This is a genomic window from Microcystis sp. M53603_WE2, from assembly GCF_030065435.1.
In genome coordinates, this window is sequence record NZ_JASJFF010000312.1 from 1 (window position 1) to 10,480 (window position 10,480).

General features: G+C 43.5%; 10 protein-coding genes and 1 pseudogene. 2 read left to right on the plus strand and 9 right to left on the minus strand.

Features of this window, described 5'->3' with window-relative positions; genetic code table 11:
- The coding region (locus PX481_RS06750) for a PDDEXK family nuclease (protein ID WP_288094078.1) at window positions 1–386 on the minus strand (386 nt) is incomplete at its 3' end.
- 175 nt (window positions 387–561) lie between these two features.
- Here PX481_RS06750 and PX481_RS06755 point away from each other — a divergent pair.
- Window positions 562–846, plus strand: coding sequence for a hypothetical protein (locus tag PX481_RS06755; RefSeq protein WP_002761688.1), 285 nt, complete (start codon window positions 562–564; stop codon window positions 844–846).
- A 70-nt stretch (window positions 847–916) separates the two neighbouring features.
- On the plus strand, window positions 917–2,473 hold the full coding sequence (locus tag PX481_RS06760) for an AAA-like domain-containing protein (RefSeq protein ID WP_288094079.1): 1,557 nt from the start codon (window positions 917–919) through the stop codon (window positions 2,471–2,473).
- A gap of 143 nt (window positions 2,474–2,616) precedes the next feature.
- Here the strand turns inward: PX481_RS06760 and PX481_RS06765 are convergent, their stop codons facing one another.
- The 8 genes and pseudogenes from PX481_RS06765 to PX481_RS06800 form a co-directional block, all read right to left on the minus strand.
- Window positions 2,617–2,913, minus strand: a complete 297-nt coding sequence (locus PX481_RS06765) for a DUF4164 family protein (protein WP_002761686.1) — start codon at window positions 2,911–2,913, stop codon at window positions 2,617–2,619.
- 85 nt (window positions 2,914–2,998) lie between these two features.
- Window positions 2,999–3,298 (minus strand): hypothetical protein, encoded by a 300-nt coding sequence (locus PX481_RS06770; protein WP_002761685.1) that lies wholly within the window; start codon window positions 3,296–3,298, stop codon window positions 2,999–3,001.
- A gap of 67 nt (window positions 3,299–3,365) precedes the next feature.
- Window positions 3,366–4,430: a glycosyltransferase family 4 protein gene (locus PX481_RS06775; protein WP_288094081.1), complete on the minus strand. Its 1,065-nt coding sequence runs from the start codon at window positions 4,428–4,430 to the stop codon at window positions 3,366–3,368.
- Between the two features lie 78 nt (window positions 4,431–4,508).
- Window positions 4,509–5,792, minus strand: coding sequence for a serine hydroxymethyltransferase (gene glyA / locus PX481_RS06780; protein ID WP_002761683.1), 1,284 nt, complete (start codon window positions 5,790–5,792; stop codon window positions 4,509–4,511).
- Window positions 5,793–6,312: 520 nt separating this feature from the next.
- Window positions 6,313–9,369 (minus strand): phosphoenolpyruvate carboxylase, encoded by a 3,057-nt coding sequence (gene ppc / locus PX481_RS06785; RefSeq protein WP_288094083.1) that lies wholly within the window; start codon window positions 9,367–9,369, stop codon window positions 6,313–6,315.
- A gap of 405 nt (window positions 9,370–9,774) precedes the next feature.
- Window positions 9,775–9,963: a hypothetical protein gene (locus tag PX481_RS06790; protein ID WP_002761679.1), complete on the minus strand. Its 189-nt coding sequence runs from the start codon at window positions 9,961–9,963 to the stop codon at window positions 9,775–9,777.
- A complete protein-coding gene (minE, locus tag PX481_RS06795) occupies window positions 9,960–10,247 on the minus strand; it encodes a cell division topological specificity factor MinE (protein WP_288094085.1) in 288 nt (95 codons plus the stop codon). The genes PX481_RS06790 and minE overlap by 4 nt, the downstream gene beginning before the upstream one ends.
- A gap of 29 nt (window positions 10,248–10,276) precedes the next feature.
- Window positions 10,277–10,480 (minus strand): annotated as a pseudogene (locus PX481_RS06800) (septum site-determining protein MinD); the annotation flags it as partial.

The window sequence follows — 10,480 nt, forward strand, 5'->3', positions numbered from 1 at the left end:
CGTTTGTATGCTTCCAGTTTATTAATTCCTCCACTACTAACAACCACCTCAATCACTAAATCAGGATGTTTTCTATTTGCTCCCAACTCATAGGATTTATCACCTTCTCTTTTAACCTTTTCAAATTCATTTTCTAAGGTGACAGAACCAGTAGGAGTAAAATCTAATTCCAAAAATTCTAAATAAATTTCTACTAAAGAAGCAATACGTTTTTTGATAGTTTCCTGTTTTTTCCCTGGCATTTTTCTAATCTCCAAAACTCCATCTAAAAAAGATAACCTTAACCCTGGGCGCTCAATTAGCTGTTCAACAGCTTTAAATTCTCTCCAGGTTAGGTCACTAATTAAAATTGGTTCTGCTTCCCGTTCAATGAGTGTAGTTATCATAATTTAAACCCAAATTTAGAGAGTGAATTTTTATCAATATGATATCATCTAAAAATAGATTATCATAAAAACAGGACTTACGCAAAAAAGACCGAAAGTAGGGGTAATTCATGAATTACCCCTACGCAAGAATAAGGCGTTCAGCCACGTCTTGCGTAAGTCCTAAAAAAACATCATGCAAGCATACAAACTCAAAGGAAAAATTGATCAATCTGGTAACTTGCTGATTACCCAACCCCTGAATTTACCCCCCAGAAACGTGGAAATTGTAGTTTGGGCAGCCACAGATACCCTTGATCATACCACAACCCCAACCACTGAACCAGCACCAGAAACACCAAAAAGACCAACTAAAATCAAGGTTTTGCAAAACTGGTTTGAGAAAACCCAACCTGCACCTCCTGATTTTGATCCAGATCAAGCTAAATGGGAATATTTAAAGGAGAAACATAACCTGTGAAAATCTTGCTTGATACCAACATAATTATAGATAGTGTAAACTTAAAGAGTTCACCCACTGCCAAAATTCTATGACTCGCTGGTTTAATATTGCCGGTCCCTGTAAAGACGATATCCACTATATGCTATCTCCCACAGTACGATTACCAGATTTAGAGGAGCTAATTCAACAACGTAGTTATTTTGTCCTTCACGCACCACGACAAACAGGGAAAACCACCGCAATGTTAGCTCTAGCACAACAACTTACCGATAGAGGAAATTATGCCGCAGTCATGGTATCAGTGGAAGTAGGAAGTCCATTTAATCATGATCCTACTGCCGCAGAATTAGCAATTTTAGGAACTTGGTATAATACAATTCAAGATAGTTTACCGACCGAATTACAACCACCTGTTAAACAATGGCAGCAGGAAGAACCAGGAAATAGAATTAAGGCTTTTTTAAGAGGTTGGGCAAAAGCTATAAATCGACCTTTAGTATTATTTATAGATGAAATTGATTCTTTACAAGACCAAACATTAATTTCTATTTTACGACAGTTAAGAGATGGTTTTCCTAAACGTCCAGAAAATTTCCCGACCTCAGTAGGATTAATTGGTTTACGAGATGTGAGAGATTATAAAGTAGCATCTGGTGGTAGTGATAGATTAAATACATCTAGTCCTTTTAATATCAAAGTTGCTTCTCTGACTATGCGAAATTTTAATCTTGCAGAAGTGGGAGAATTATATCAACAACATACAGCAGCAACTGGACAAATTTTCACACCAGAAGCTATAGAAACAGCGTTTGATTTAACTCAAGGACAACCTTCGTTAGTCAATGCTTTAGCTAAAGAAATTGTAGAAAAAATGGTAAAAGATAGAAGTATTGCTATTACCGAAGAAAACATTTTACAAGCTAAGGAAATATTAATTGCTCGTCAGGATACTCATTTAGATAGTTTGGCGGAAAAACTCAGAGAAAAACGAGTGAAAAACATTATTGAACCGATTTTAGCAGGGCAAACCTTACCCGATACCCTAGCAGATGATCGCCAATATTTAATAGATTTAGGACTATTACGACGTGATCCAAGGGGAGGATTAGTTATTTCTAATCCCATTTATCGTGAAGTAATTCCCCGCGTTTTATTCCAAGGAACTCAAGACAGTTTACCTTTAATTAGTCCTAGTTGGTTGACGGCAAAAGGTGAATTAAATATTGATGCTTTATTAACAGCATTTCTCAAGTTTTGGCGACAACAGGTCGAACCATTATTAAGTAGTGCTGCTTACCATGAAATTGCCCCACATATAGTATTAATGGCTTTTTTACATCGTGTGGTGAATGGTGGGGGAGTTTTAGAAAGGGAATATGCAATTGGTAGCGATAGAATGGATTTATGTCTGAGTTATAAAGATGTAATTTTAGGGATTGAATTAAAAGTATGGCGGGATAAAAAACGCGATCCTCAAGCTGATGGAATTGAACAATTAGAATCTTATTTAGGGCGTTTGGGTTTAGATTTTGGTTGGTTATTTATCTTTGATAGGAGGAAAAATGCTTTACCAATGGAAGAAAGATTATCCACTGAAGTTGTGGTGACAGAAAATCAATATAGAATTACTGTGATTAGGGCATGATTGTTATATTTTTTGTTTCACGCAGAGGCGCTACAGTCGCAGAGAGGAGAAAGGAAAGAGGGATTTTTGCAGATTGTTTTTCTCTGTATCCTTGAAAATTGTAGAGTAAACAAATCTGGACGAATTACCATTAGGGATAACTTTTAGGTATTAGGGAAAAAGACGATTTTTCCCAGAATGCCTAGTATTCCTGTCACCAAAATTCCGACAATGCCAAGAAACCCATTAGTGCTAATATTAACCCGTGCATTCAGGTCGTCAATACGCTTTTCTATTTCCATAACTTTAGAATCTAGGGCTTTAATATCCCCTCTTATTTCTGATTGTCCTATCTCTAGCTTAGTGAGACGCTCATTAACATCTCTTTGTAAAGAGTCGATTTTTCCCTCAATCCTTGTCAGGACAGTTTCAAGGGAATAAGTTACGGTTTCGTTAGACATTTGCTAAACTCCTACTTTTGATAACTTTAATTAGGGCTTGCTGAAAAAATAAGATAGGAAAAATTTATGATGCTAAGGGCAACTTCTAGGGGTTGCCAATAAACCCAAAAAGTTTAGCTGCTCCTCCTAAAATAGCAACAACAAGGGCGATCAAAATGCCTCGATTAGTAAACTCTTGATAGGCAACTCTAGCGGTCAATCCGTCAATTTTTGTGCTTAGTCGCTCATCTAAAGCTTTAATTTCTCCTTTAAGTTCTGCCTGTCCGATTTCTAATTTTGTCAGACGTTGCTCGATTCTATCAGCTTTGTGGTTGACTTCCTTGATGCTGTCTTTGATTTCCTTGAGGACCGTTTCAAGGGAATAAGTTACGGTTTCGTTAGACATTTGCTAAACTCCCAGAGTTATCCTGCCGCTATCTTAATTATTAATCTTTTTTCTAGTTTAAGATGGCTTACGGTTCACTGCCACGATTGCGCCAGACTTGCCAACCGACGTAACCGAGGAGGAGAGTTGCACCAAAGGCAAAACCCCAACCACTGGGAACATTGGAGAAACCGAGGGCTAAACTGCCCACCCAGAGAGTTAGGGCGTAGATAAATAATACTGTCAGACGGTGAGAGATACCCGCTTTCAGTAAACGATGGTGTAAATGACGTTTATCAGCCACAAAAGGGGATTTTCCGCGTTTGAGACGGGAAATAATCACCGTGGACATATCGAGGAGAGGAACTGCGAGGATGAGATAGGGTAGTAAGACGGCGGTAACGGCAACAGTAGTCACAGCAGTGGTTTTCGCCAATCCAATCACCGCCACACCCGCGAGGGTAAAACCCATAAAATAGGCTCCACCATCCCCCATAAAAATTTGAGCGGGGTTAAAATTGTAACGCAGAAAACCCAAGGCCCCACCCGCTAAAGCGGCGGCGATAATAGCGGCGGCCGGTTGTCCCATCACCAAAGTTACAATCAAAATCACCACGGCAGATATACCCGAAACCCCCGCCGCTAATCCATCTAAACCGTCAATCCAGTTAATCGCGTTAGCCATCCCCACTAACCAGAGGAGAGTAATCGGTAAACTTAGCCAATGAATTTGTAATAAATCGCCGAAGGGAATAGAGAGGAAATCGATCCTCACCCCAGCTTGCCAAGCTAGAAAAGCGACGCTAAACTGCATTAGCAGACGAATGAGGGGCGAAAGATTAAAAAGATCATCCGCTAGACCGATGAGAAAAAAGCCCAAGCCGCCTAGGGTTACGCCCCACACTTCCCATTCTCGATCGCTGTTTAAACCAGCAAACCCTCCTAACCACCAAACGATCAGGAGGGCAGTTAAAGCGCCGATAAAGATCGAAACTCCCCCCAGTCGAACCATAGGCTTTTCATGGACCTTCCTTTCGTTGGGTTTATCGACGTAACCGCTTTTCAGTCCGACGGTTCTGACGAGGGGGGTACTCCAAAGCACCACGGTATGGGCGATCAGAAAAGCAATTAGATAGTATAAATCTCCGGACATGGGAATTGGGGGGCGATTTAATTCACAATTGGCAACTGACAGGCAATCGCCAATTATGAATTTTTATTATCTCTCGTTTTAGGCCAAGGCGGGGACGGAAATATGGAGATGGGGATAGAGGGGGAAGCTTTCACAGAGTTTCCCTACCCGTTGACGGCAAGCAGTTCTCAGGGCTTCATCACCGGGATTAAGGAGAATATCGGCGATAATGTTGCCAATCTCGATAAATTCCGTTTCTCCTAGTCCTCTGGTGGTCATAGCCGGGGAACCCAAGCGCAGACCACTGGTAACAAAGGGAGACTCGGGATCGAAGGGAACAGTGTTTTTATTAGCGGTAATATTAATGGTACTCACTAAGCGATCGGCCTCTTTCCCGGTCATGCCCACGGATCTTAAATCGAGTAACATCAAGTGATTATCCGTACCATCAGTGACAATTTTAATCCCTCTAGCCTTCAACTGACCGGCTAAAGCTTGGGCATTAGCGATTACTTGGCCCGAATAGATTTTAAACTCCGGTTTCAGGGCCTCCCCAAAAGCCACAGCTTTCGCCGCAATCACGTGTTCTAGGGGTCCGCCTTGGGTACCGGGGAAGACGGATTTATCGAATTTTTTGCCTAATTCCTCGTCTTTGGTCATAATTAACCCCCCCCTAGGACCGCGCAGGGTTTTGTGAGTGGTGGTAGTGACCACATCACAGTGGGGTAGGGGATTAGGATGATGACCAGTGGCCACTAAACCGGCAATATGGGCAATATCTGCCATCAGGTAGGCCCCCACTGCGTCAGCGATGGCGCGGAATTTCTCGAAATCAATCCGGCGCGAGTAGGCAGAATAACCGCAGATAATTAGTTTGGGTTTTTCCTTGCGAGCGATGTCAAGGATGAGATCGTAGTCAAGGCGTTCGCTGTCGGGACTTACTCCATACTGTACTACTCGGAACCATTTTCCGGAAACGTTAACGGGGGAACCGTGGGTAAGATGACCCCCGTGGGAGAGATCCATACCCATAATCGTATCGCCGGGCTGCAAGAGGGTCAGGAAAACGGCGAAATTAGCTTGGGCGCCGGAGTGGGGTTGTACGTTAGCGTGGTTTGCCCCAAATAGTCGTTTAACCCGATCGATCGCTAATTGTTCCGCTTCGTCAATGTATTCGCAACCGCCATAGTAGCGTTTTTTGGGCAGTCCTTCCGCGTATTTGTTGGTTAAAACCGAACCCTGGGCGGCCATGACGGCAGCGGAGGTAAAGTTTTCACTAGCGATTAATTCTAGGTGATCTCTTTGACGTTGCAGTTCTTTTTGCAAAATCCCTGCGATCGCTGGATCCGTCAGGGATAGTATATCTAGGTTGGTATCAGTCACGGTTACTCGATCCTTTTTTTTAACAATTTACCTGTAATCCTTGGGTCACTTTCTCCATTTTGGCACAATCTCTAATCTTCCGACACACCAGGGAGCTTAATTGCCTCTCTTCGGGGTCGCTCATCAATTGTCAACTGTTAGCAGTAAAATCTTCATTTTTAGTCAATAAGTAATAGTAAGTAGGTAGGCGTTAAAAATTATCAGATGCCCCCCTTATTAAGGGGGGATTAAAGGGGGGACTAAGGGGGGATCGGCACCCCCCTTATCAAGGGGGGCAGGGGGGATCGAACCTAAAATCCATTTTTAATTTAATTATAACCAGCTACTTAATATTAGCCAATAGAACCCCCCAAAAGCTGGGATTGAGTGATAAAATCAGAAGTAATGCCCAATTTTAACGGTGATTTTCCCTTTAAAAATAACAACTTAGTAGAAGTTCTACAAAAAGTTGACAAATTTTAAAAATAGGGTGGATTACCTTCAAGATAACCACCCGAAAACTACCATTAATTATCTGTAATCAACCGGTATTTCTCATCCCTGCGGCAATACCATTAATCGTCATTAAAGCGCCCCTTAATAACTCCTCTTTAGAATAGCGGAAATGAATCACACCGGATTGAGCTTGACTATTGTATTGACGTAAACGCTTGAGGAGAGACACCTGTAGGAAACCGAGGGGAACGATCGAACCGTTGCGTAACTGCACCGAGCGCTGTAAACTCGGATCATTATCTAATAAATGTTTCTCGCCGGTGATCTGGAGAACAATCTCGCTAGTGCGATTATATTCCTCTTTGATCCTTGCAAACAGACGTTCAAAACGTTCTCGATCTTCCTGTTTAGAAAGTTCACTGACGTAGTGATAGGCCATCTGTAAGTCCACCTTCGATAGAGTCATGTCTGCCTTAGAAATCACCATCTGGAAGAAAGGCCACTTGTGATAAAAATGGCGTAACAATTCCAAATTTCTGCTAGGAGAATCATCGAGAAACATCTGTAAAGCTGTCCCTAAACCATACCAAGCAGGTAAAAGAAACCGGGTTTGGGTCCAACTAAATACCCAGGGAATTGCCCGCAGGGTAGTTAAATCCTGTTGACCACTTTTCCGGCGCGCCGGTCGGGAACTAATCTGTAAAAGACTAATTTCAGGAATGGGAGTTACGGACAGAAAGAAGTCTAAAAAGTCCGGTTCTTCATAAATCAAACTGCGATAGGTTTGCCGTGAACGGGTGGCCAAGTCCTCCATGATGCGATTCCAGGGTTCGAGATCATCAAAACCACTGCCCAGTAAACTTGCCTGTATAACTGCCGTTACGGCCGTTTCGAGGTTATACAAGGCCAATTCCGGTAAGGAGTATTTCGAGGCTAAAACCTCGCCCTGTTCCGTGATTTTAATGCGACCGTTAATCGTTCCCCGGGGTTGGGCGAGGATAGCGGCGTAGGCCGGTCCACCACCCCGACCGACGGAACCGCCCCGGCCATGAAAAAGACGTAGATCCAAGCCGTATTGTTTAGCGGTTTTTTGTAAAGCCTTCTGGGCCTTATGAATTTCCCAATTACTGCTTAAAAAGCCGGAATCCTTATTACTATCGGAGTAACCCACCATAATCTCCTGTAAATTACCCGGTTCGAGGATGGCCGGTTCCAGGGTCACTTCCTCCCCGTTTAAAGCCCCTAAATGGTGGTAACCGCCGGCTAGGGCTGCCCGGTAGAGGGGCAATTCAAACAAAGTCTGCATGATGCCGGGGGCGTGTTTGAGGTCATCGACGGTTTCAAAGAGGGGAACGATGCGGAGGGAACTGCGGCTAGTGGCGGGGTCGTATAAACCGGCTTCTTGGGCTAATAACAGCACTTCTAGCACATCGCTGGCCTCGTTGGTCATGCTGATAATGTAGGTTTGGCAGATTTCCAGACCAAATTCCCCTTGCAGACTTCTTAAAACTCGCAGGGTTTCAATGGTTTCGCAGGTTCTTTCCGAGAAGGGCATTTCCCGGGGAATTAAGGGGCGACGGGTTTTTAATTCCGCCACTAACCAGGCGATTTTTTCTGATTCGGTTAATTGGCCGTAGGGTTTGGGTAAAACTCCGAGATAGGCGGCGATTTCTTCGATACATTCGGCGTGACGGGTGGATTCTTGCCGAAAATCTAACTGAGTCAGGACAAAGCCAAAAATCTCCACTTGGGCGATCAGTCGATCGAGTTCTTGACAGGAAAGACCAGTTTGCAAGAGACTGCGCTGTAATAGCTGTAATTCGGCTAAAAACTCGGAACCGGAGCGATAGATGTTGGTTTCGTTGAGTTTAGTTAATAATTGTCGTTCTTCCGGGTCATTGAGGCGATTATTGCGATCGCGGGTATTTTCCAGACGTTTTTGAATAAAGGCCAATTTGAGGCGATAGGGTTCCTGACGGTAGCGGATTGCTAACTGGCTATAGATTTCGGGCATTTGCTGCTTATCTCTGTCCAGGGAGTCCAGCAACTCCGGCAAGACGTGACACCAGTGCAGGGAGGCACTTAAAATACTGGTCAGGTCGCGAATAGCATCGAGATATTTTTTAATAACGAGATTGCGCTGATAACAGCAGGTTTTCCAGGTGACTTCGGGGGTAACGGAGGGATTGCCATCCCGATCCCCCCCCACCCAAGAACCGAAGCGACAGAAGTTATTTTTCGGCGCTCGTAAACGGGGAAAGGAGGATTCTAGACTTTGCTGCAGACGCAGGGTTAACTGGGGTAGGGAATCGAAGAGAACTTCATCGAAGTAGTGCAGGGCATAATCCACCTCATCGACGACAGTGGGTTTAAATTGATGTAGTTCATCTGTTCGCCACCAGAAACGTATTTCTTCTTTTAACTGTTTGGTGACTGTTTGTGCTTCTCTGGAGTTAGTTAACCCCATACTGCGAAAGATTTCTTCTGCTTGGTCGAGTTTTTCGAGAATGCCCGAGATGCGGCGCTGTTTAATGCGAATGGTATGACGGACAATTTCCGTGGGGTGGGCCGTAAAAACCAGACGAATATCTAATTGATCGAGAAGACGCTGGATTTCCTGGGGGGGGACGTTCACCTGTTTGAGATAGGGAAATAACCAGTGAAATAGTCCCGATTTTGGGGTGGAGTGATCGGACCCGTTCAGGGTTTTTTCTAGCCAATCGGCCCCGACAATGGTGGCTAAAATGCTTTTTTGCGTTGGGTCAGCCTTGGGACTTTCGTTTTCTTCCCCGATCACCGTCCGTCGCAGTAGTTGCTGATCCCTTTGTTCGTAGTGTTGTTCGATTATATTTATTAACTGGAAATAGAGGGCAAAAGCGCGGGTAACTTTGATCGCTTCCCCTAGTTCCAAGTCTTCGATCATTTTGGCGATCATTGCTTCCGGACTATCATCGGTCACTTGTCCTTCCTCAGAACAGAGATGGCGCAGTAATTCCAGTAAATCGACTAATTCTTGACCACATTCGGAGACTAAGACTTCTTTCCATAAATCTTCGATTAATTTCAGTCTTTGCTGCAGAAACAGGTTGGAAGTGCTGAAAATATCCTGTTCGGTTTCGGTTGAGGGGACAAGGACGCTCATAATTTCAGTAATCAGTAATCAGTAAACAGTAAACAGTAATCAGTAATCAGTAAACAGTAAACAGTAATCAGTAATCAGTAATCAGTAATCAGTGAAAATAGGGATTAACTGCCTTGAAATGAAAAACTCTATCAAACCAATAACTGATCACTGATAGATCGGGATTAAGCTGTCAAGCATTTAAATTGCTTGTTGAGACGAGGCAAGAGGCAAGAGGCAATAGTAAAGGGATTGGGGGAAATTCAGCTAATCTAAGGATAGGCGGTTAAGATGCGTCTTAGCTTAGTTCTTTAGGGTTGGTCAAAAATGAGATTATATGCCAAATAATCACATTTTTTCCGATTTTTAACAAAAATTTCACTATTGTTGCCTCTTTTCAGGGGGCAAAAGGATTTTTTTCTTGGATTATTGGTCACTGTTGACCGGTAACTGATCGGGAATATTGAGAAGGGGCAAGCGATCGCCCCGAAAGATTTCCTCGCTGTCTTTCCCGACTTCTATCAACCAATTATTAATAGAACGTAGTCCTAAGTAGGATAAAAGAAAGGGACTAACTGCTAGACTAAGCCAAAGCTCGATCGGTTGAGTTTTCATGGCAATTTCTCGGTTAAAGGACGGCGTTTGATGCGACGAATCGGAAAATTAGCAATCAGGGCTGTAGTCCGTTGGTCACTTTCTAGGATCAACTCGGTTTCCTCGGTGTCGATATCAAGATAACGACTGACCACTTCTAAGATTTCTTGACGCATCATATTGAGAAGTTCGGGACTAAGATCGGTGCGATCATGGGCTAAAATAAGTTTTAAGCGTTTTTTAGCTTGGTCGCCACTTTTGCCCGAACTGCGCCATGCAAGAAGTTTATCGATCAGGTCATTCATAGTAGGTTAAGGGGTTGAGATGAGAGAGTTTAAGGCCCAAATAAGCGACGACGCAGACGGGTAAGAAAACCTTCTTGACCGGCCATTAAATCTAGAAACGGCACATCGCGACCCTGTAAACGTTGGGCAATGTTTCTAAAGGCCATGGCAGGGGGAGAGGTCTTCTCCTCTAATACTAATGGTTCCCCTTTATTAGTGGAAATAATAATTCTTTGATCGTCGGGAATAATCCC